The sequence below is a fragment of the Duganella sp. Dugasp78 genome (genome assembly GCF_059491455.1).
Map to the genome: position 1 here is coordinate 1,568,629 of NZ_CP168506.1, position 20,986 is coordinate 1,589,614.

A 20,986-nucleotide genomic window follows, 5' to 3' on the forward strand; every position below is an offset into this window, starting at 1 on the left:
GACTGTCCGGCGGGCGCCCGTCACGGTGCGGCGGAGCGCCATCCCAATTTGCTTGACCTTCTGGCAAGCCTGCACCATGATCGCGCAGGGCGAGCGGCTGCGCATCGCCACAACCAACGAACCTTCAGGAGACTTTGCATGAAACGAACCGTACTCGCCGTCCTGGCCACCACCATGCTGATCGCGGGCGGCGCCATCGCCGCCGAAGACGCGGCGCTGAAGGCTGCCATCGCCGCGCCGTCGCGCACGCCGGCCAACGTGGAGCGCGACGTCTACCGTCATCCGTACGAAACGCTGACCTTCTTCGGCATCAAGCCGAGCATGACCGTGGTCGAGCTGGCGCCGGGCGGCGGCTGGTACACCGAGATCCTGGCGCCCTACCTGCGCGACCACGGCAAGCTGATCGCCGCCGGCGACGACCTGGCCTCGCCCGACGCCGATGAGCGCAAGGGCGCGGAGCGCTACATGGCACGCCTGAACGCCAAGCCGGAGGTGTACAACAAGGTGGCGCTGGGCGTGTTCTCGCCGCCGCGCAAGTATGAATTCGCGCCGGCCGGCAGCGTCGACATGGTGCTCACCTTCCGCAACGTCCACAACTGGATGGAGACCGGCCCGGACAACCTGAAGACGCTGTTCGGCAGCGTCTACACCAGCCTGAAAAAAGGCGGCGTGTTCGGCGTGGTCGAGCACCGCCTGCCGGCCGCCAAGACGCAGGACAAGGATGCCAGCACCGGCTACATGCACGAGAAATATGTGATCGGCCTGGCCGAGGCGGCCGGCTTCAAGCTGGCCGACAAGTCGGAGGTCAACGCCAATCCCAAGGACAACGCCGAGCATAAAAACGGCGTCTGGGCGCTGCCGCCGACCTACGCCAACAAGGACCAGGACCGCGCCCCGTACAAGGCCATCGGCGAGAGCGACCGCATGACGCTGAAGTTCGTCAAGCCCTGAGCCGGAAGGCTAGAAGCGCGTGAACTTGTTCTCGTCCGGCGCACCGTCGGCCACCAGGTCCAGCTTGTGCGCCTGACGCGCGGGCTTGGCGCCGGCCTTCGGCCCCACCGGCCGGCGCTGCGTCCGCGCGTGCGGCACATCGTCGGCCGCGTACTGCTTGAAGACCGCCATCAGCCGGGTCAGCTGCTCGGCCTGCGCGCTCATCTCCTCCGACGTCGCCGCCAATTCCTCCGAGCTGGCGGCGTTGACCTGGGTGGTCTGGCTGAGCTGCCCCACCGCGCTGTTAATCTGCCGCACGCCTGAGCTCTGCTCTTCCGACGCCGCAGAAATCTCCTGCACCAGGTCCGAGGTCTTGCGGATATTCGGCACCAGCGCATCGAACATATGGCCGGCCTGCTCGGCCAGCTCGACGCTGTCCGACGCCACCTTGCTGATTTCCTGCGCCGCCACCTGGCTGCGCTCGGCCAGCTTGCGCACCTCGGCCGCCACCACCGCGAAGCCCTTGCCGTGTTCGTGCGCGCGTGCCGCCTCGATCGCCGCGTTCAGCGCCAGCAGGTTGGTCTGGTAAGCGATGTCGTCGATGATGCTGATCTTGCTGGCGATCTGCTTCATCGCCGCCGCCGTGGCCTTGACCACTTCGGCGCCGCGCGCCGCGTCCACCGCCGCCTGGGTGGCGATGCCGTCGGTGATCTTGGCGTTCTCGGTATTCTGCGCGATCGACGCCGTCATCTGCTCGATCGAGGCGCTGGTCTCTTCCACCCCGGCGGCCTGCTCGCTGGCCGCCTGCGACAGCGACTGCGCGGTCGAGCTGACCTCCTCGGAGGCGCCGGCCAGGCTGCCCACCACCGACTGCACTTCGCGCACGATGCCCGACAGGCTGCGCGCCAGCCACACCGCCAGCACGCAACCGAGCACCGCGATCGCGATATCTATGCCGAGGATCAGCTTCTTGGCGGAGGCGGCCACTTCCGTCATGGCGGCCGATTCGCCCTTGGTCTCGCTGTCGTTGACGCTGAGGAGCTTGCGGAAGGCGGAACTGATGGCCTCGTCGGCGCCCTTGATGGCCTTGTCCATTTCCTGCGGCGTCGTCCCCTTCTCGCGCATCGCCTCGAGCTGGGTCATGCTCTCGCCATAACTCCTGGTGCCGGCCAGCACTTCGTTCAGCAACGCCTGCTCGTCGGCGGTGACGACGCCGGTCGATTTGTAGTTGGCCATCTCCTTGTCGATGGCGGCCAGGTCGGCGCGGAACTTGCTGTGGTAGTCGCCGCCGCGCAGCATGTAGTTCTTGAAATGATGGACCGCCTGGCCGTGGGCGGTAACGGCCTCCAGCACGGCGTTCTTGCGCATCAGCGTGACGGTTTCGAATTCGTTCCAGTGCTCGTTTAGCGAGCTCAGCTTGGCGAAGGCGACCGCCCCCAGCAGCACCACCAGCAGCACGATGCCGCCAAAGCCGGCATGCAGCCGGGTTTCCATTTTCATCTGCTTGAACATGAGCACATTCTCCTATCGACGGGCGGGGTCACGAGTCATTGTGAACCTATCCTTTACGGCAATTCTCACCAATACTCACTTGTGGCGTACGCCCCACGCCCTTCGGCGTCAGGAAGCCAGCGGCAGCGCGCCGCCCCCGGCCAGCGCGGCCAGCTCGCTGGCCGCCACCACGTGCTGTACGTTGAGCAACAGCACGAAACGGCCCTGCACCTTGCCTATGCCCTGCAGCATCTCGGCGCGCACCTGGGCGCCGAAGCTGGGCGCCGGCTCGATATCGGCCGGCGGAATATCGAGCACCGCATTGACCGCGTCAACCAGGATGCCGATCACGAACGCGCCCTCGTCGCTGTCGACCTCGACCACGATGATGCAGGTGCGCTTGCCGATCGGCGAGGGCTGGCGTTCCAGCCGGCGCGCCAGGTCCAGCACCGGCACCGCGGTGCCGCGCAGGTTGATCACGCCGCTGATACAGGCCGGCATCTGCGGCACCGGCGTCACGCCGGCATATTCGAGGATCTCGCGCACCGCCAGGATGCCGATGGCGAACATGTCCTGCCCCAGCATGAAGCTGAGGTATTGCGCCGGCCCGCCGGCAGCCAGTTGCTTGGTCTCGGATACAGTCAAGGTATTCATCGCCGCCCTCGCTCAGAATTTAACAAAATGCGTTTCATCGGGTTCCCGCAGGTCCGCCATGCGGCGGCTGCCCGCCATCTCGCCGCCGGCGCGCAACGCCGGCTTGCCGGGCTTGCCCGGCTGGCGCACCGCCGTCACCGTGCGCACCGGCCGCGCGCCCGCGGTCAGCTTGAAGAAGGACATGGTCTGCTGCAGCTGCTCGGCCTGGCCGCTCATCTCTTCGGCGGTGGCGGCCAGCTCCTCGGAACTGGAGGCGTTCTGCTGCGTGGTCTGGCTGAGCTGGGTGACGGCCGAGTTGATCTGGCCGACGCCGGCCGACTGCTCCTCCGACGCCGCCGTGATCTCCTGCACCAGGTTAGAGGTGCGGCGGATATTGGGCACCATCTCGCTGAGCAGGCGGCCAGCCTTTTCCGCCAGCTGCACGCTGCTCGACGCCACCTGCTCGATCTCCTGCGCCGCCACCTGGCTGCGCTCGGCCAGCTTGCGCACCTCGGCCGCCACCACCGCGAAGCCCTTGCCATGCTCGCCGGCGCGCGCCGCCTCGATCGCCGCGTTCAGCGCCAGCAGATTGGTCTGGTAGGCGATGTCGTCGATGATGCTGATCTTCTTGGCGATCTGCTGCATCGCCGCGACCGTCGACTCGACCGCCTCGCCGCCCTCGGCCGCCTCCAGCGCCGCCTTGCTGGCGATGCCGTCGGTGACCTTGGCGTTCTCCGTGTTCTGCGAAATCGACGCCGTCATCTGCTCGACCGAGGCGCTGGTTTCCTCGGTGCCGGCGGCCTGTTCGCTGGCCGCCTGCGACAGCGACTGCGCGGTCGCGCTCACCTCCTCGGAGGCGCTGGCCAGCGCCTCGGCGCCGTTGTTTACTTCCTGCACCACGTGCGACAGTTTGTCGATCATGCCCTTCATCGCCGCCAGCAGGCTGGTGGTGTCGCCAGCCTTGAGCGCGACGTCGGCGCTGAGGTCGCCGTCCGCCACCTGCCGCACGATCTCGGCCGCATAGGCCGGATCGCCGCCCAGCTGCCGCATGATGCCGTTCAGGATCAGCAGGCCGATCGCCACCAGCAGCGCCAGCGCCACCCCGCCGGTCAGGTACATCAGGTTGAGCGCATGCGCCGACGAGGCGTCGGCTTGGCGGACGGCCGCGTCGCCGTAGCCGACGTTCAGCGCCACCAGCTTGTTCAGGCTGTCCTCGGCGTCGTGGAAGAACGGAGCGGCGTCACCGATGGCCTTGTGCAGCGCGGGGAACAGCTCCTTGCGCTGGCCGGCGCCGGCCCGCCCGATCTGCCCGGCCACCTCGGCGATGGCGGCGTCGTGCGTCTTCCAGGCGTCCCACTGCTTGACGAACACCTTCCACAAGGCCTCCTCCTCGGGCTCCTGCGGCAGCGGCTCGTAGATCTTCCAGGCCTGGTCGATGCCGCCCCAGATTTCCTGCTTGCGCTTGATCTCATGGGCCAGCTTGTTGATGTCCTCCGGGTAGGCCGCCACCGCGTCCATGGCGCGGTTGGCCGAGCGGATCGCCGTCTGGCCTTCGCTGACCTGCAGCAGCGCCTGTACCGAAGGCAAGCGGTTCTTGCCGACCTCCGCCAGCATGGCCGCATTCTGTTTCATTCCGACAAAGGCGATCGTGACCACCGCCGCCAGCGCCAGCACCGCCACCGATAGCAGTATGATGATCTTGGACCTGACCGTTAGTGTAGACAACATGGCGATTCCCCAGGTAATTGAATGGTTTGGACTTCCTCCGACTACGGCTGTTCCGCCAGCGCGCGCAAGCGGCGCCGGTCATGCTTAATCCATGTCACCAGTTCCTCGGCCGGCATCGGCCTGGCCAGCAGATAGCCCTGCGCCATGTCGCAGCCCAGGGAGCGCAGCAGCTTCCAGTCCGCCAGCGTCTCCACGCCCTCGGCCACGGTGGCCACGCCCAGGCTCTGGCCGAGGTCGAGCGCGCTTTTCAGCACCACGTGGCGGTTCGGCCATTGCCAGGCCCCGTGGACGAAGGCGCGGTCGATCTTCAGCTCGGTGAACGGGCAGCGCGCGAACTGCTGCATCGACGAATAGCCGATGCCGAAATCGTCCATCGCCAGGCCGAAGCCCATCAGCCGCAGCCGCCCCATATTGGTCAGCGCCTGCGACAGCTGGCGCATCACGCTGGTCTCGGTCACCTCCCACACCAGCGCCGACGGCGGCACGCCGGAGGCGTTCACCAGCGCCATCAGGCGGTCGATGAAGCCGCGTTCGGACAGGTTGTCGGCCGACAGGTTGACCGACACCGTCAGCGGCGGCAGGCCCTGCCGGGTCCATTCCAGCAACCGGTCCAGCACCTGGCGCACCATGTCCAGGGTGAACGCCGCCATCAGCGGCGTGCCCTCCATCGCCTCGATGAAGTACGCCGGCGCCAGCAGCCCGCGGCTCGGATGCTGCCAGCGCGCCAGCGCCTCCAGGCCTTTCAGGTGGCCGTTCTGGATCGTCACCTTGGGCTGGAAGTGGGGCAGGAATTCCTGGCGCGCCACGGCTTGCGCCAGTTCGTCCGCGCCGGGCAGGTCCAGTTTCATGCAGGCCGGCCGGGGGAGCGCCTGCTTGCCGGCGCGGTCGAGCAGCATCGCCAGCGCGTCCAGCTGCACCGGCTTGAGCAGGGTGCCCAGCAGGTTCATGCAGGCGTCCTCGAAGTTCATGCTCTCGATGACCTCCAGCAGGCGCGGATCGCGCGCGCTGACCACGATCAGGTTCTGCGCCAGCTGGCGCTCGCGCAGCTGGCAGGTGAGTTCGATGCCGTCCATGCCCGGCATCTCGAGGTCGGTCAGCACCAGGAAGATCGTCTCGCCGCCCTGGCGCTCCAGCACCTGCAGGGCTTCGTTGCCGTCGGCCGCCTCCAGCACCTCGCCGAATTCGAGCTGGCGCAGCAGCCCGGCCAGGTAGCCGCGCTGCACCAGGCTGTCCTCCACCACCAGCACGCGCTGGCCGCGCCAGGCGGGGACCTGGGCGGTGGAACCGGCGGCAAGGATGGAGCTGCTCATGACGGCGTCCATCAGTGGGAAAGCTGTTGCAGGATTTCGCGGTAGATCGCGTTCAGCGGCAGCGACTTCTCCACTCCGCCGCGCTTGACCGCTTCCTTGGGCATGCCATACACCACGCAGCTGGCCTCGTCCTGGGCCACGGTGCGGGCGCCGGCCTTGTGCATCTCCAGCATGCCGGCCGCGCCGTCGTCGCCCATGCCGGTCATGATCACGCCCAGCGCGTTGGCGCCGGCCGCGCGCGCGGCGGAGCGGAACAGCACGTCCACCGACGGCCGGTGGCGGTTGACCAGCGGGCCGTCCACCACCTCGACGAAATACTGGGCGCCGGTGCGGCGCAGCAGCATGTGCTTGCCGCCCGGCGCGATCAGCACCAGCCCCTGCAGCACGCGGTCGTTGTTGGCCGCCTCCTTGACGCGCACCTCGCACACGCTGTCCAGGCGGGCGGCGAAGGCGGCGGTGAATTTCTCCGGCATGTGCTGCACCACCACGATGCCGGGCGAGACGCGCGGCAGCGCGGTCAGCACCTCCTCCAGCGCCTGGGTGCCGCCGGTCGAGGTGCCGATCGCCACCACGCGCTCGGTGGTGGTGGTCATCGGCCGGTGGTCGGCCGGCGGCAGCACCGCGTCCGCGTTCAGCTTGGCCGCCACCGGCTGCGGCGCCGGACGGTTGACCAGCTTGCCGACGCGGGCGCCGGCCGCCGCCCGCACCGCCGACACCAGCTCGTCGGCCGAATCGTGCAGGAACTGCTTGAGGTCCAGCCGCGGCTTGGTGATGATGGCCACCGCGCCGGCGGACAGCGCCTCGACCGAGGTCTGCGCGCCCTTCTCGGTCAGCGTCGAGCAGATCACCACCGGGGTCGGCCGCTCGCTCATGATCTTGCGCAGGAAGGTGATGCCGTCCATCTTGGGCATCTCGACATCGAGCACGATCACGTCCGGCCACTGCACCTTCATGCGCTCCATCGCCAGCAGGGGATTGGCCACCGCGTGGCCGACCACGATGCCCGCCGCCGAGTTCAGCAGGCTGCTCAGCACCTGGCGCACCACGGCCGAGTCATCGACGATCATGACGTTGATTGCGCTCATGCCTTCTCCTTGTGCGGCCCCGCCACGACGCCCGCCGCCAGTTCCGGCGCCACCTGGCGGCTCAGTACTTCACCACTGCGGATGGTGAAGATCAGTTGTCGGTGTCCCTCGCCGAACAGGCTCTCGGACACCACGCGGATGCCGTGCTGCTGCAGCAGCGTGCGGGCGAAGTCGCCGTTCTGCATGCCGATGTCGCGCACCTTGACGCTGCGCGGGAACATGGCGGCGCCGCCGAAGATCTTGCCCTGGCACTGGATCAGCGGCACGCCGTGGCGCGCCATGCCGCGCAACAGCAGGTCCATGGCGTCGGCGCCGTAGATGCCCGGCTTGTCGTGCGACTTCTTGCGGCTGGTGCCCGGCAGCAGGAAGTGAGACATGGCGCCGATGCGCAGCGCCGGATGCCACAGCGTGACCGACACGCAGGACCCCAGCAGCGTGCGCACCCGATAGCGCTCGTCGCCGACGAAGTAATCGCCGGGCATCAGGAAAATGTCGATGAGCTTGGAATCGGGCATGGTCAGCGTCACGCTCATGGCTTGCGGTAGATCGAGGGCGCCACCGCCACCAGGGTGTCGTTGATGTCGTTGAGGGTTTCCGAGTGGCCGATCAGGAAATAGCCGCCCGGGCGCAGCTGCGCCAGCAGCCGCGCCACCACCTGGCGCTTGGTGGCCAGGTTGAAGTAGATCATCACATTGCGCAGGAAGATCACGTCGAAGCAGCCCAGCTTGGGCAGCGGCTCGTTCAGGTTCAGGTGGCGGAACTGCACCCGCTGGCGCAGCGGGCGCTCGATCAGCAGCGTGCCGGCCTCGCTGCCCTGGCCCTTGAGGCAATAGCGCTTCAGGTAGGCCGCCGGCATCTGGCTGGCGCGCTCCATCGGGTAGTGGCCGCAGCGCGCGCGCTCCAGCACGCGGGTGCTGATGTCGGTGCCCATCACTTCCCATGGCGCCTCGTCGAGCACGTCGGCCAGCACCATGGCGATGCTGTAGGCCTCCTCGCCGCTGGAGCTGGCGGCGCTCCAGACGCGCAGCGTCTGGCGCTTGTCGCGCGCCTCGAGGGCCAGCTCGCGCAACAGCGCGAAGTGCTTGGGCTCGCGGAAGAAATAGGTTTCGTTGGTGGTCAGCAGGTCGACCGCCACCTGCAGCTCGGCCGGCTGGGCACGGCTTTCCAGCAGGCGCAGGTAGTCGCCGTAGGTCTCCAGCTGATAGTGCGCCAGGCGCTTGGCCAGGCGCCCGCTCACCAGCGCCTGCTTGCCGTTGGCCATGCAGATCCCGGCGGCCTCGTAGATGAAGCGCTGGAACTGCGAAAACTCGCGCTCGGTGATGGTCACGGCAGGCATGGCGGGGCCGCCTCAATTATGGTGCATGGCGACGGTGCCGCGCGCCATCTCGACGATCTCCTCGCTCGACAGCACATGCTCGATGTCGAGCAGGATCACGAACTTGCCGTTGACCTTGCCGATGCCGGCGATGAAGTCGGGCCGGATGCGGGTGCCGAAGGACGGCGCCGGCTCGATGTCGCCGGCGGCGATCTCCACCACCGCGTTGACGGCGTCGACCAGCATGCCCAGCACCTGCTTGCCGTCGCCGGCGCCGCCGTCCACCTCGACGATGACGATGCAGCTGCGCTTGCCGATCACGCTGGGGCCGCGGTCGAAGCGCGCCGACAGGTCCATCACCGGCACCACCGCGCCGCGCAGGTTGATCACGCCGCGCACGCAGGGCGGCATCATCGGCACCGCGGCCAGCGCGCCGTACTCGATGATCTCCTTGATGTGCAGGATGCCGACCGCGTACGGGTCCTCGCCCAGCATGAAGGTCAGGAACTGGCTGGGCAGGGCGGCGCCGCTTTGCAGCGCGATGATCGCACTGCTGCCGTAGGTGACCACCTTGTTGACGGTTTCGCTTGCTGCTGTATTCATGTCGTCCTCTTCACGATTAGGCGGCCAGCGCGGCCGCGCCCTTGCCGCTGACGGCGTGCATCAGCGCCGACACATCCAGGATCAGCGCCACTTCGCCGCTGCCCAGGATGGTGGAGCCGCTGATGCATTTGACTTCGCTGAACATCGGGCTGAGCGGCTTGATGACGGTCTGGAACTCGCCCAGCAGGGTGTCGACCACCAGCCCGGCGCGCTGGTTGCCCAGCTTGAGCACGACGATGCTCTCGCGCCGCGTGGCGGCGCCGCCGATGCGGAACAGCTCGCGCAGCCGCACGAACGGCAGCACCTGGCCCCGCAGGTTGCAATAGTCCTGGCCCGGCTCGGTGGCGTACTCGATGCACTCCTCGATCATGTCGAGCGGGATCACGAACACCGAGCTGCCCACCTGTACCAGGAAGCCGTCGATGATGGCCAGCGTCAGCGGCAGGCGCACCGTGACGGTGGTGCCGGCGCCCTCCTTGCTGGAGACGTCGACGCTGCCGCGCAGCGCCGTGATGTTGCGCTTGACCACATCCATGCCGACCCCGCGCCCGGACAGGTTGGTGATCTTTTCCGCCGTCGAGAAGCCGGCCTCGAAGATCAGGTTGTAGATCTCGCTGTCGGTGAGCTTGCGGTCGGCGTCCACCAGGCCGCGCTCGACCGCCTTGGCCAGGATCTTCTCCTTGCGCAGGCCGCCGCCGTCGTCGCTGACCTCGATGACGATGCTGCCCGACTCATGGAAGGCGTTGAGCTTGATCATGCCCTTGGCCGGCTTGCCGCTGGCCACCCGCACCTCGCCCGGCTCGATGCCGTGGTCCATGGCGTTGCGCACCAGGTGCATCAGCGGATCGCCGATCTTCTCCACCACCGTCTTGTCGAGCTCGGAGTCCTCGCCGTCGACGATCAGGCCGATGTCCTTGCCCAGCTCGCGCGCGACGTCGTGCACCACGCGCTGGAAGCGGTTGAAGGTGGCGCCGATCTTCACCATGCGCAGCTCGAGCGCGGCGTCGCGCACCTCCTCCACCAGGCCCGACAGGGTGGAGGTGCATTCCTGCAGCTCGGTGTTCTGGATGTGCTGGCCGATCATGTCGGCGCGCGCGCCAGCGATGATGAGCTCGCCCACCAGGTCGATCAGGCGGTCGAGCTTGTCGGAATCGACGCGGATCGAGCGGCTTTCCTGCGCCTTCTGCTCGCTGACCTGCTTTTGCTTGGCCAGCGCGGCCTCCACCACCACCGGCGGCACGTTGCCGGCGCCGACCAGGATGCTGCCCAGCTGCTGCGGCGGGGCGTCGTCCTGCGGATTGGCGGGATGGGACTGCTGGTGCAGCGCGCCCTCGAGCTCGAAGCTGGTGACGCTGCCGCAGCGCACCAGGATCTCGCCCAGCCGCGCGGCCTGCTCCGGCAGCGCGCGGATCAGGTCGACGTAGTGCGACACCTTGCTGTGCGGCGGGATGATGCGGATCTCGCAGTCGTCCTGCACGAACTCGAACACGCCGGCGATGGCGTCGCGGTCGGCCGTGCTGTCGAAGGCGATCTCGAAGCCCAGGTAGCACAGCTCGGCGTCCATGTCGTCGGCGGCCGGCAGCGCGTCGGGCACGGTGGCGATGCCGACGATCCGGCCCAGCTTGGCCAGGTAGCGCAGGAAGGCGATCGGGTCCATGCCGTTCTGCAGCACGCCGCGGCCGAAGCGCAGCGAGATGTGCCAGTAGTCGCTGTCGCCGCTTTGCTTGTCGATGCGCTCGACGCCCGGCTCGGCGTGCACCGCCAGCGGCGCGGCGGCGCCGGCGGCGGGCGGCTGGGCCGAGGGCGCCACGTCGCCGCCGGCCATGTGGCGACGCAGCTGCTGCAGCAGCATCTCGCCTTCCGGCGCGGTGTCGGGATCGGCCTCCAGCTGGCCGGCGGCCAGCGCGTCGGTCATGCCGGACAGGTAGTCGCAGCAGGACAGCAGCAGCACGATCATCTCGTCGTTGAGCACCACGCGGCCGTCGCGCACCTCGTCGAGCAGGCTCTCGACCACGTGGGTGAAGGCGACGATGTGGTCCAGGCTGAACAGCCCGGCCGAGCCCTTGATGGTGTGCGCCGCGCGGAAGATGGCGTTGATCGCCTCGCCCTGGTCGCCCGCGATGTCGACGTTGAGCAGCGCGTTCTCCATGTCTTCCAGCAGCTCGCGGCTTTCGGTGATGAAGGTCTGTAGTGCTTCGTCCAGGTTCATGGTTATGCCCTCGGAACAGAAAAAACAGAAAAAACAGAGGAAAGAATCAGGCGTGCATCAGGCGTGGATCAGCAGGGCGTCGCCGAAGAAGGCGCCCAGGTCCAGCATTTCAAAGATCTCCACCACGGCCGGGCTGTGCTTGACCAGGCGCAGCTCGCGCTGGTGGGCGTTGGCGGTCTGCTTGGCCAGCATCAGCACCTGCAGGCCGGCCGTGTCGAGCTCGGTGATGCCGGACAGGTCGATCTCCAGCACCTGGGTCTTGCGCAAGGCTTCCAGCACCGTCGCCTTGAGGTCGGCGGCGCGGTAGATGGTCATCTCGCCGTCGAGGGCGATGCGGGCGACGGCTGCTGCGGATTGATCGGACATGGCGTCCTCCGTGGGGTTATGGCATCACGAGTTTGGCAACGGCGCCCAGCAGCACGTCGGGCTTGAAGGGCTTGACCACCCAGGCCTTGGCGCCGGCCGCCTTGCCCTCCTCCTTCTTGCTCTCCTGCGACTCGGTGGTGAGCATGATGACGGGCGTGAATTTGTACATCGGCAGCTGCTTGAATTCGCGCACGAAGGTGATGCCGTCCATATTCGGCATGTTGACGTCGCACACGACCAGGTGGATCTTCTGGCCGGTGCATTTGGACAGCGCATCGACGCCGTCGCGACCTTCGATGACCTCGTAGCCGGCGCCCTTGAGCGCGATGCCGACCACTTGACGCAGGGAGGCCGAATCGTCGACCACCATGATGGTTTTTGCCATGTTCTCTACCTCGCTACCTCGGTTAACCCGTCAGAAAAAAACGTCAGAAAAAGGTGATCTCGTCGGCGGCCGCGGCCACCGGCGCGGCGTGGCTGGAGCCGCTGTGCACCGCGTGCTCCTCCGCCATGGCGTAGGTCTTTTGCAGATCGCTCAGCAGCGGCTGCGGGTCCAGCGCTTCGAGCACCTGGCCGGCGACGTAGCGCTCGCGGTTCTCGCGCAGCAGCGCCGGCAGCTGTTCCATGTTTTCGCGCACGTGGGCCATCACCTGGCTGACCCGGTCCTGGAACTGCAGCTGCACCAGCGCCTCGCCCACCTCGCCCTGGATGCCGATGCTGTCCTGCTTGAGTTTGTCGGACGACTGCACCAGCGCGTCGGTCATGCGGCGGAAGTCGCCCAGCACCGATTCGATCATGCCCTCGGCCGACTGCATGGACTTGTCCTCCTGCTCGCTCGACTGTTCGGCCGCCTGGCTGGCGGCCAGGATGGCGCTGCTGATCAGGCCGACGCGGTTGGAGATGTTGCGGCCGGTTTCGGCCGAGCGGCTCGACAGGTTGCGCACCTCGGTCGCCACCACCGCGAAGCCGCGTCCGGCCGGGCCGGCGCGCGCCGCCTCGATGGCGGCGTTCAGCGCCAGCAGATTGGTTTGCGCGGCGATGCTGGCCACGCCCTCGGCCATGTCGCGCAGTTCGCGCGTGAAGCGTTCCAGGTCCTTGATCTTGGCCAGCATGGCGTGCTTGGACGACATGGCCGACTTCATCGACGTCACCACCGAGCCGAGCTGGGCTTCGCTGCGGCTGAAGATTTCCGTCATCGAGCTGCCGTCGCCCTTGCCGTCCTTGCCGGCGTCGTGGCTGGACACGTGGACCGCGTCGTCGAGCTTGTCGACGATGCTGGAGAAGCGCCCGGCCAGGTCGGCCACCGCCTCTTCCATCTGGCTGCGGGAGTTTTCGATGTGGCGGCACCAGATCGGCAACACGGCGTCGCCGAAGCGTTCGCGCGCTTCCAGGTAGTCCTCGATCATGGCACGCTCGCCGCCGCCCAGCGCCGACGCGGCGGCGCCGCGCACGCTCCACGCCGCGGCCGCCAGCAACAGCGCCGACCACAACACGGTGTACCAGCCCCAGGCGCTCCAACCGGCCGCCATCGTCCCCGCAGCGCCCGCGCCGGCCAGGCCGAAAGGGATCAGGATTTTACTGTCGAAGCCGCTGTTATTCTTCACTGGACGCCACCCCACTGTAGTCTCTCTGCATCTCGTTCGATGGATGCTGTGAGTCCAACTGTATCTCAGAAACAAAGCCCGCGCCACAATGTAGATGGCGATTCAATTGTATCGGTTGTTTTCCGCGACAGCGCTTTAAATTGCTTCCAAGAGGAAATAATTTAACGCCTGCGCACGGGGCCGCAGGGGCTGCCCACGCGGCCTGTTGCACGCACGCAACCGCCTGATTTACTAGCATTTCGGAACCCGCCGTGCCGGTTTTTTACTAGCATTTCGGAACCCGCCGTGCCGGTTTCGAAAATCGATTTGCCGCCGCCGCCGCGCCGCGCCGCCTTGCGCGGCAAGCCGCCTTGCCGGTCCGTTTGAAAACTCAACACTCGACATTTGCGCGCTTCCCGGTTAGATTGCCAACGTTGCATGACAATGATGCAAAATTGACTACCAAGATATGGGGAACTACATGAAACAATATGGCGCGGAATTTTTTGGAACCTTCTGGCTGGTGCTCGGCGGCTGCGGCAGCGCCGTGCTGGCGGCGGCCTTTCCCGGTGTCGGCATCGGCTTGCTGGGCGTCTCGCTGGCCTTCGGCCTGACGGTGCTGACCATGGCCTACGCCATCGGCCACATCTCGGGCTGCCACCTGAATCCGGCGGTCTCGATCGGCCTGTGGGCCGGCGGCCGCTTCCCGGCCAATAAGCTGCTGCCCTACATCGTCGCCCAGGTGCTGGGCGCCATCGTCGCCGGCGGCGTGCTGTACACCATCGCCAGCGGCAAGGCCGGCTTCGACGTCATGGGCGGCTTCGCCTCCAACGGCTATGGCGCGCATTCGCCGGGCGGCTACTCGCTGCTGGCCGCGCTGGTGACGGAAGTGGTGATGACCATGATGTTCCTGCTGATCATCCTGGGCGCCACCGACGAGCGCGCGCCGAAAGGCTTCGCGCCGCTGCCGATCGGCCTGGGCCTGACCCTGATCCACCTGATCAGCATCCCGGTCACCAACACCTCGGTCAACCCGGCGCGCAGCACCGGCGTGGCGCTGTACGTGGGCGACTGGGCCACCAGCCAGCTGTGGCTGTTCTGGGTGGCGCCGATCGCCGGCGCGCTGCTGGGTGCGGCGATCTACCGCTTCATCGCTTCGCCGGAAAAGGCGTAAACCGTTTAGATCGTTTAAGAGCGCCTCGAAATACCGTCATTCCCGCGCAGGCGGGAATCCATGCGGCGCCTCCAGTCATGCGGCGTATGGATTCCCGCCTGCGCGGGAATGACGACCTCCGTTGATCCGATGCGCCCTTAAACCAGCATGGGGCGCCTCGGCGCGGCGTCGCCCAGCTTGAAGATGCTGACGGCGTCGGCCAGCTGGGCCGCCTGGGCCTGCATCGCATCGGCCGCCGCGGCGGCCTGCTCCACCAGCGCGGCGTTCTGCTGCGTCACATGATCCATCTGCGTGATGGAATTGTTGATCTGCTCGATGCCGTTGGTCTGCTCGCTGCTGGCGTTGCTGATCTCGGCCATGATGGCCGTCACGCGGCCGATGCTGCTCACCACCTCCTCCATCGTGCTGCCGGCCTGACCCACCAGGCGCGTGCCGGCCGCCACCTTGCCGACCGAATCGTCGATCAGCGCCTTGATCTCCTTGGCCGCACTGGCCGAGCGCTGCGCCAGGTTGCGCACCTCGGAGGCCACCACCGCGAAGCCGCGGCCCTGCTCGCCGGCGCGGGCCGCCTCGACGGCGGCGTTGAGCGCCAGGATATTGGTCTGGAAGGCGATGCCGTCGATCACGCCGATGATGTCGACGATTTTTTTCGACGAGGCGTCGATCGAGGCCATGGTCTGCACCACGTCCGACACCACGGCGCCGCCGCGCTGCGCCACGTCCGAGGCCGACGCCGCCAGCTGGTTGGCCTGGCGCGCGTTCTCGGCGTTCTGCTTGACGGTGGAGGTCAGCTGCTCCATCGACGAGGCGGTCTCCTCCAGCGAGCTGGCCTGCTGCTCGGTGCGCGAGGACAGGTCGAGGTTGCCGGCGGCGATCTGCGACGAGGCGGTGGCGATGGCGTCCGTGCCGTTGCGCACATCGGTGACGATGCGCACCAGCCCGCCCGACATGCGGTGCAGCGCCTGCAGCAGCTTGCCCGGCTCGTCCTGGCTGTAGCCGCGCCGGGCGCGGTCGCCATGGTCGACCAGGTCGCCTTCGGCCACGCATTCGGCCAGCGCCACCGCCTCGTTGATGGGACGGGTGATGCCCGATGTCAACCACCACGCGAACGCCACGCTGAAGGCCACCACCAGCACCGCCATCGCCACCAGCAGGTTGCGGCTGTCCTGCGCCACCTGGTCGATGCGGGCGGCGGCGGCGTCGATTTCCTTGCGCTGGTGGTCCAGCATTTTCTGCAACATCACCTCGTACGTCTTGGCGGCCGGCATGTAGGCGCTGTCGAGCAGGCGGGTGGCCTCGTCGGCATCGCCGGCGGCCTTGGACTTCATGACGCCGTCGCGCGCGGCCACGTAGGCCTTGCGGGTGCTGACCAGGTCGGCCATCAGCGCCTTGTCGTCGTCGGAGGCCAGTTCCTCGATCTTCTTGATCAGACCCTGGGCGTAGATGGTGTTGGTCCTGGCCTCCTCGGCAAAGAAGGTGGCCAGCGCCGGGTCGGCGCTCTTGGCCACGGCGGTGGTGCGGCGGATGCCGGCGAACACCACGCGGTACCAGTCGGCGATCAGGCGCTCCTTGGCCAGCGGCAGCTCCATCATGGCGCGGGTGGAGGTCGCCACGCCCTGCAGGCGATAGATGCCCAGGCCGGTGTTCAGTATCAGAACCGCAAGAATGACAGCGAAACCAAGTGACAAGCGCCGTCCAATGCTGAGGTCGGTGATCTTCATTCCAGTCTCCCCGTGGCTGTATTCCAGGCCGGACTGTGGCCGTCCGGCGGGCTTGCTGCCAGTCTATGGTAACGCCAATCCGGCGCGGCATTCAACTAGTTGAAGTTTAAAATATATTTTCGTTTTTCATTCCAAATCACAACAAAAATTGCGTAGAGGACTGAGAAAACGTTTACACTTCCGGCTGTTATGTACGGCCATTTACATGCCGGGATGAAGACGACCACGAAAAAATGAATCAGGCATTCTTAGAACACAGAGCAAAGTACCGGGATATTGTCGCCCGCCGCTACAAAGTCACCGCTGAAATGTACGACGAAGTGACGCGCGTGCTGGCGCCGCTGGCGGTGCCGGTGAGCCTGCGCAAGGGCGAGTATTTGCAGCGCATCGGCGCGGTGGCCGGCAGCGTGGTATGGCTGCACAGCGGCGTGGCGCGCACCGGCTTCATCACCGAGACCGGCAACGAGGTCACGCTGCACTTCCTGACCGACGGCGAGCCGGCGGCCGCGCACGAGGACCTGCTGCGCGCGCGCGACGACGAGCCGGCGCTCAATTTCGTGGTGGCGGAGACGGCGGTGCACGGCTACCGGCTGGACTGGCTGGAGATCAGCAAGCTCACGGTCAGCAACAACGTGTTGCGCGATTACTACCTGAAGGTCTCCGAGCGCTGCATCATCGACCAGAGCCGGCGCCGCTACCTGAGCGCCTCGCCGGCGCAGGGACGGCTGAGCGCCTTCCGCCGCGAGTACCCGGGGCTGGAGCAGCGCATCTCGCAGAAGGTGGTGGCATCCTTCCTCGGCATCACGCCGCAGTACATGTCGCAGCTGCTGCGCAACGACGGCGCGCTGTCCAAATAAATAAACCTAAGCGGGGGTCAAGTCTGACATTCGGACACGAGCTCTTCCGTAGCAAGCGCTACGGAAGAGCTCGTGTCCGAATGTCAGACTTGACCCCCGAGGTTTTATTTCATGCCTTTGATCTTGTTCTTGTCGTCGACGAAGACGACCTTCGGCTTGTAGTCGCGGGCCTGGTCTTCGCTCATCGGCGCGTAGGTGCAGATGATCAGCAGGTCGCCCAGCTGGGCGCGGCGCGCGGCGGCGCCGTTCAGCGAGATCTCGCCGGTGCCGCGCAGGCCCGGAATCGCGTAGGTGGCGAAACGCTCGCCGTTGTTCACGTTGTACAGCTCGATCTTCTCGTTGACCCAGATATCGGCCGCATCCAGCAGGTCCTGGTCGATACCGCACGAACCCTCGTAATTCAGATCCGCCTGCGTGACCGTCACACGGTGCAGCTTGGAGCGCAGCATAACTCGTTGCATAGACATCTTCTTCATCCCTCAATTAGTAAACATTCAAGCTTTGCATCCACACAAACCGCTGTGCCGCGACGCGAGGGCGCCATCCTACCATTAGCGGCCGGCCGCCGTCTCATTTCGCGCCGCCGCCGCCCCAACAACCACAGCGGCCCTGCTTTGTGGCATATTGCCAACTAGCAAATTGGAATGCAGGTTGGCAGCAATGAGATTAACCCGATTATTCGCCCTCACCGGGGCCGTGCTGGCGGCGCTGGTGTGCGGCATGCTGGGGCGCCTGCTGTGGGGCGAGTGGGAACACTACCGCGCCGCGGGCAGCGGCTATCACACGCTGCAACTGATGCAGCGCGCCATGATCGCCGCTGAAAAACTCTCCTTCGAACGCGGCCCGGTCAACGCCGTGCTGGGCGACCGCGCGCCGGCCGACCCGGCCTACCGCGAGCGGCTGCTGCGCGCGCGCGCCGGCACCGACCAGGCGCTGGCGCAGCTGCGCCAGGAACTGGCCGCCGAACCCGACGCCGCCGCCGCGCCACTGGAGCCGCTGTACGACGCGCTGGGCGCGGCCCGCCAGACGGTGGACCAGCTGGCCGCGCTGCCGCTCAGCCAGCGCACGCCGGAGCGCTTGAACGTCGCGGTCGAACGCATGTTCCGGCTGGTGCCGCTGGCGCTCGACGCGGTGACCGGCTACACGCGCGCGTCGGAACAGGTGTATCCACGCATCGGCCGCATCCTGGCCAAGGCCCGCCTGACGGTCGAGCTGCGCGAGATCGCCGGCCGCCTCGGCTCGGCACTGACGGTGCCGCTGGCGGCCGCCCGGCCGCTCACCGAGAGCGACCACCAGCGCCTGCAATTCCTGCGCGGCCGCATCGAGCAGCTGCGCCAGCTGATCAAGATCCCCGGCAGCGACAGCGACAGCGAGCCGCGCGTGCTGGCCGCGGTGGCGCACATGGACCAGCAGTATTTCGACGCCGGCCTGCAGCTGGTGGCGGAGGTCGAACAGGCCAGCCGCGCGGGCCGCCCCTACGGCATGGACACCGGCCAGTTCGCGCAACGCTATGTGCCCCGCATGGCGCCCATCCTGGCGCTGCGCGACGTGCTGCTGCAGGAAGCGCAGGCGCAGGCGCTGCGCGACTACCAGGCCGCGCGGCGCGAGCTGATGCTGGCCCTGCTGGTGGGCGCCGCCATCCTGCTGGCGCTGACCCTGCTGCTGATGATACTGCGGCGGCGGGTGGTGCTGCCGCTGCTGAGCGCCACCCGCGCCGTGGTCCGGCTGGGCAACGGCGACTTCTCGCTGCCGCCCAGCGGCGCCCGGCGCGACGACGAAATCGGCGACATGCTGCGCGCGCTGGCGACGCTGCGCGCCAACAGCATGGACCGCCAGCGCCTGGAGCAGGAGCGCGTGCGCCTGATCGAGGAACTGCGGCTGCGCGCCGACACCGACTACCTGACGGGCATCCTGAACCGGCGCGCCTTCACGGCGGCCGGCAACCAGCGCCTGCGCGGCGCCTGCGAGCGCGATGAATCGCTGGCGGTGATCCTGTTCGACGTCGACCACTTCAAGTCGGTCAACGACTCCTACGGCCACGACGCCGGCGACCAGGTCCTGATCCGCATCGCCGAAGTGGTGCGCGACAGCCTGCGCGACGGCGAGATCGTGGCGCGCTACGGCGGCGAGGAATTCGTGGTGATGCCGTCGCTCTGCGGCCTGGACGCGGCGCGCGCGCTGGCCGAGCGGCTGCGGGCGGCGATCGCGAGCGAGCCGCTGACGCTGTCCGACGGCCACATCCTGCGGGTGACGGCCAGCTTCGGCGTGGCGGTGGCGCACGGCCCGCACGCGGCGCTCGACGACCTGTTCCACGCCGCCGACCTGGCGCTGTACCGCGCCAAGCACAACGGCCGCAACCGGGTCGAGAGCCAGGTCTGACTTACTTCGCGGCCTTGTCGGACTTGGCCGGTTTCACCGGCGTGAAGTTCAGGTCGCGGAAGTCGTAGCTGAAATCGGTCTCCATCGAGACCGGCGCCATCTTCATGCGCTCGATGCTGGCGTCCGGGTTCAGCGCGAACGTCACGTAGGCGTCGGCGTTGAAGTTGCGCTCCTTCCAGCGCACGATGAAGGTGTCGTGCTGGAAGTGCTCCAGCTCCCCCGTCAGGTCCGGCGTGCGCGTGAAGCTCATGACGTGCTTCTTGCCCTCGGCGCGTATCGTCACCTTGCCGTACCACGGGTCCTCGTACTCGCCGTCGTAGGACGCCAGCGGCAGCGACGGCGTCGACTTGGCCGTGCGCGCGGTGACCTCCTTGCCCTGCCGTTCCAGCTCCTCCTTGTGCGCCGCCGCTTCCTGCTCGGCGTACAGCTTGATCCAGTCGCTGGCAGGCACGTTCAGGTACTGGTCCAGGATGCGCCAGTACAGCGACGCCATCACCGGGCTGTTCTCGGCGTTGGTCAGGATGGCGATGCCCAGCTTCTCCTCCGGCACCATCAGCACCGTCGAGTAAAAGCCCTGCAGCGCGCCGCCGTGCATGGCGATCTTGCGGCCCTTGTAGTCGCGCAGGCTGAAGCCCAGGCCATAGGCCGAGAAGTTAGGCTTGGTCGCGGCCAGCGCGGGCTTCGGTTCGCGGATGCGCATCGGCGTCTGCTCGGACCACAGCTCGTTGAGCTGCCTGGCGCTGATCAGCTGCGTGCCGTTTTCCAGCTTGCCGCCGCCCAGCAGCATCGTCATCCAGCGCGCCATGTCCTCGGCGCTGGTGTTGATGCCAACCGCGCCCACCGCGTTCTCCACCGGCATGGGCTTGACCACCGCGGCCTTGTCGTTGATCTTGCTGTGCGGCGCCGAGTGGTCGGCGCTGGCCAGCATCTCGGCCACGCTGGTGGTGGTGCCGTTCATGCCCAGCGGCGCCAGGATGCGGTCGTGGATGGCCGCGCCCCACGGCTTGCCGGCCTTGGCGGCGACGATCTTGCCGGCCACGATGTAGAGCAGGTTGTCGTAGGCGTAGCTGTTGCGGAAGCTGGTGGCCGGCTTCACGTAGCGCAGCCGCTCAATGATGTCGTCGGTGCTGAAACTGGTGGTGGGCCACCACAGCAGGTCGCCCGCGCCCAGCCCCAGGCCGCTGCGGTGCGTCAGCAGGTCGCGCACCGTCATCGCGCCGGTGACGTAGGAGTCGTACATCTGGAAGTCCGGCAGGTGCTTGGTGACCGGATCGTCCCAGGCGATCTTGCCCTCGTCGACCAGCATCGCCAGCGCGGCGGCGGTGAAGGCCTTGGAGTTGGAGGCCACTTCGAACAGGGTCTTGCCGTCCACCGGCGTCGGGTCGCCCAGCTTGCGCACGCCGTAGCCGTTGGCGGCGATCACCTTGCCGTCCTTGACGATGGCGATCGCCATGCCGGGGACGTCGAAGGTTTTCAGCGCCAGGTTGACGTCGGCGTCGAGGTTGTAGGCCGGCGCGGCGGCCAGTGCCGGGCCGGACACCGCCAGCACCAGCAGTACCGCAGCAGAAGCGCGGCAAAAAGTACGGGAGAATTTAAGCATCG

Annotated in this window: 19 protein-coding genes; 4 read left to right on the plus strand and 15 right to left on the minus strand. The window is 67.2% G+C overall.

Annotated elements, in window-relative coordinates; genetic code table 11:
* Positions 1–138 precede the first annotated feature (138 nt).
* Positions 139–951, plus strand: coding sequence for a class I SAM-dependent methyltransferase (locus ACEN9O_RS06995; RefSeq protein WP_495616870.1), 813 nt, complete (start codon positions 139–141; stop codon positions 949–951).
* Positions 952–960: 9 nt separating this feature from the next.
* Here the strand turns inward: ACEN9O_RS06995 and ACEN9O_RS07000 are convergent, their stop codons facing one another.
* The 12 genes from ACEN9O_RS07000 to ACEN9O_RS07055 form a co-directional block, all read right to left on the minus strand.
* Positions 961–2,442, minus strand: coding sequence for a methyl-accepting chemotaxis protein (locus ACEN9O_RS07000; protein WP_495616871.1), 1,482 nt, complete (start codon positions 2,440–2,442; stop codon positions 961–963).
* Between the two features lie 108 nt (positions 2,443–2,550).
* Positions 2,551–3,075, minus strand: a complete 525-nt coding sequence (locus ACEN9O_RS07005; RefSeq protein WP_495616872.1) for a chemotaxis protein CheW — start codon at positions 3,073–3,075, stop codon at positions 2,551–2,553.
* Positions 3,076–3,087: 12 nt separating this feature from the next.
* Positions 3,088–4,782, minus strand: coding sequence for a methyl-accepting chemotaxis protein (locus ACEN9O_RS07010; protein WP_495616873.1), 1,695 nt, complete (start codon positions 4,780–4,782; stop codon positions 3,088–3,090).
* A gap of 41 nt (positions 4,783–4,823) precedes the next feature.
* Positions 4,824–6,092 carry an EAL domain-containing response regulator gene (locus tag ACEN9O_RS07015; RefSeq protein WP_495616874.1) on the minus strand — a complete coding sequence of 423 codons (1,269 nt, stop codon included), beginning with the start codon at positions 6,090–6,092 and terminating at the stop codon, positions 4,824–4,826.
* An 11-nt stretch (positions 6,093–6,103) separates the two neighbouring features.
* Positions 6,104–7,177, minus strand: a complete 1,074-nt coding sequence (locus tag ACEN9O_RS07020; RefSeq protein WP_495616875.1) for a protein-glutamate methylesterase/protein-glutamine glutaminase — start codon at positions 7,175–7,177, stop codon at positions 6,104–6,106.
* Positions 7,174–7,710, minus strand: coding sequence for a chemotaxis protein CheD (locus ACEN9O_RS07025; RefSeq protein WP_495616876.1), 537 nt, complete (start codon positions 7,708–7,710; stop codon positions 7,174–7,176). Before ACEN9O_RS07025 ends, ACEN9O_RS07020 begins: the two co-directional genes overlap by 4 nt.
* Positions 7,707–8,513, minus strand: coding sequence for a CheR family methyltransferase (locus ACEN9O_RS07030; RefSeq protein WP_495616877.1), 807 nt, complete (start codon positions 8,511–8,513; stop codon positions 7,707–7,709). Before ACEN9O_RS07030 ends, ACEN9O_RS07025 begins: the two co-directional genes overlap by 4 nt.
* A gap of 12 nt (positions 8,514–8,525) precedes the next feature.
* Complete coding sequence (locus tag ACEN9O_RS07035; protein ID WP_495616878.1) at positions 8,526–9,095, minus strand: chemotaxis protein CheW; 570 nt, start codon at positions 9,093–9,095, stop codon at positions 8,526–8,528.
* Between the two features lie 16 nt (positions 9,096–9,111).
* On the minus strand, positions 9,112–11,304 hold the full coding sequence (locus tag ACEN9O_RS07040) for a chemotaxis protein CheA (RefSeq protein WP_495616879.1): 2,193 nt from the start codon (positions 11,302–11,304) through the stop codon (positions 9,112–9,114).
* A 57-nt stretch (positions 11,305–11,361) separates the two neighbouring features.
* Positions 11,362–11,670, minus strand: coding sequence for an STAS domain-containing protein (locus tag ACEN9O_RS07045; RefSeq protein ID WP_495616880.1), 309 nt, complete (start codon positions 11,668–11,670; stop codon positions 11,362–11,364).
* Between the two features lie 16 nt (positions 11,671–11,686).
* Positions 11,687–12,055: a response regulator gene (locus ACEN9O_RS07050; RefSeq protein ID WP_495616881.1), complete on the minus strand. Its 369-nt coding sequence runs from the start codon at positions 12,053–12,055 to the stop codon at positions 11,687–11,689.
* 43 nt (positions 12,056–12,098) lie between these two features.
* On the minus strand, positions 12,099–13,274 hold the full coding sequence (locus tag ACEN9O_RS07055) for a methyl-accepting chemotaxis protein (RefSeq protein ID WP_495616882.1): 1,176 nt from the start codon (positions 13,272–13,274) through the stop codon (positions 12,099–12,101).
* A 460-nt stretch (positions 13,275–13,734) separates the two neighbouring features.
* Here ACEN9O_RS07055 and aqpZ point away from each other — a divergent pair, with 460 nt between their 5' ends.
* Positions 13,735–14,427, plus strand: a complete 693-nt coding sequence (gene aqpZ, locus ACEN9O_RS07060; protein ID WP_495616883.1) for an aquaporin Z — start codon at positions 13,735–13,737, stop codon at positions 14,425–14,427.
* Positions 14,428–14,564: 137 nt separating this feature from the next.
* On the opposite strand, the gene ACEN9O_RS07065 is transcribed toward aqpZ, so the two are convergent.
* A complete protein-coding gene (locus tag ACEN9O_RS07065) occupies positions 14,565–16,148 on the minus strand; it encodes a methyl-accepting chemotaxis protein (RefSeq protein WP_495616884.1) in 1,584 nt (527 codons plus the stop codon).
* Between the two features lie 233 nt (positions 16,149–16,381).
* Between ACEN9O_RS07065 and ACEN9O_RS07070 the strand changes: the two genes are divergently transcribed.
* The gene (locus tag ACEN9O_RS07070) at positions 16,382–17,005 is read left to right on the plus strand and encodes a Crp/Fnr family transcriptional regulator (protein WP_495616885.1); all 624 of its coding nucleotides are present in this window, start codon (positions 16,382–16,384) and stop codon (positions 17,003–17,005) included.
* Positions 17,006–17,109: 104 nt separating this feature from the next.
* Here the strand turns inward: ACEN9O_RS07070 and panD are convergent, their stop codons facing one another.
* On the minus strand, positions 17,110–17,466 hold the full coding sequence (panD, locus tag ACEN9O_RS07075) for an aspartate 1-decarboxylase (protein WP_116993687.1): 357 nt from the start codon (positions 17,464–17,466) through the stop codon (positions 17,110–17,112).
* A gap of 199 nt (positions 17,467–17,665) precedes the next feature.
* Between panD and ACEN9O_RS07080 the strand changes: the two genes are divergently transcribed.
* Positions 17,666–19,384 (plus strand): GGDEF domain-containing protein, encoded by a 1,719-nt coding sequence (locus ACEN9O_RS07080; protein ID WP_495616886.1) that lies wholly within the window; start codon positions 17,666–17,668, stop codon positions 19,382–19,384.
* A 1-nt stretch (position 19,385) separates the two neighbouring features.
* Here ACEN9O_RS07080 and ACEN9O_RS07085 read toward each other — a convergent pair whose 3' ends face one another.
* Positions 19,386–20,984: a serine hydrolase gene (locus ACEN9O_RS07085; RefSeq protein ID WP_495616887.1), complete on the minus strand. Its 1,599-nt coding sequence runs from the start codon at positions 20,982–20,984 to the stop codon at positions 19,386–19,388.
* Positions 20,985–20,986 lie beyond the last annotated feature (2 nt).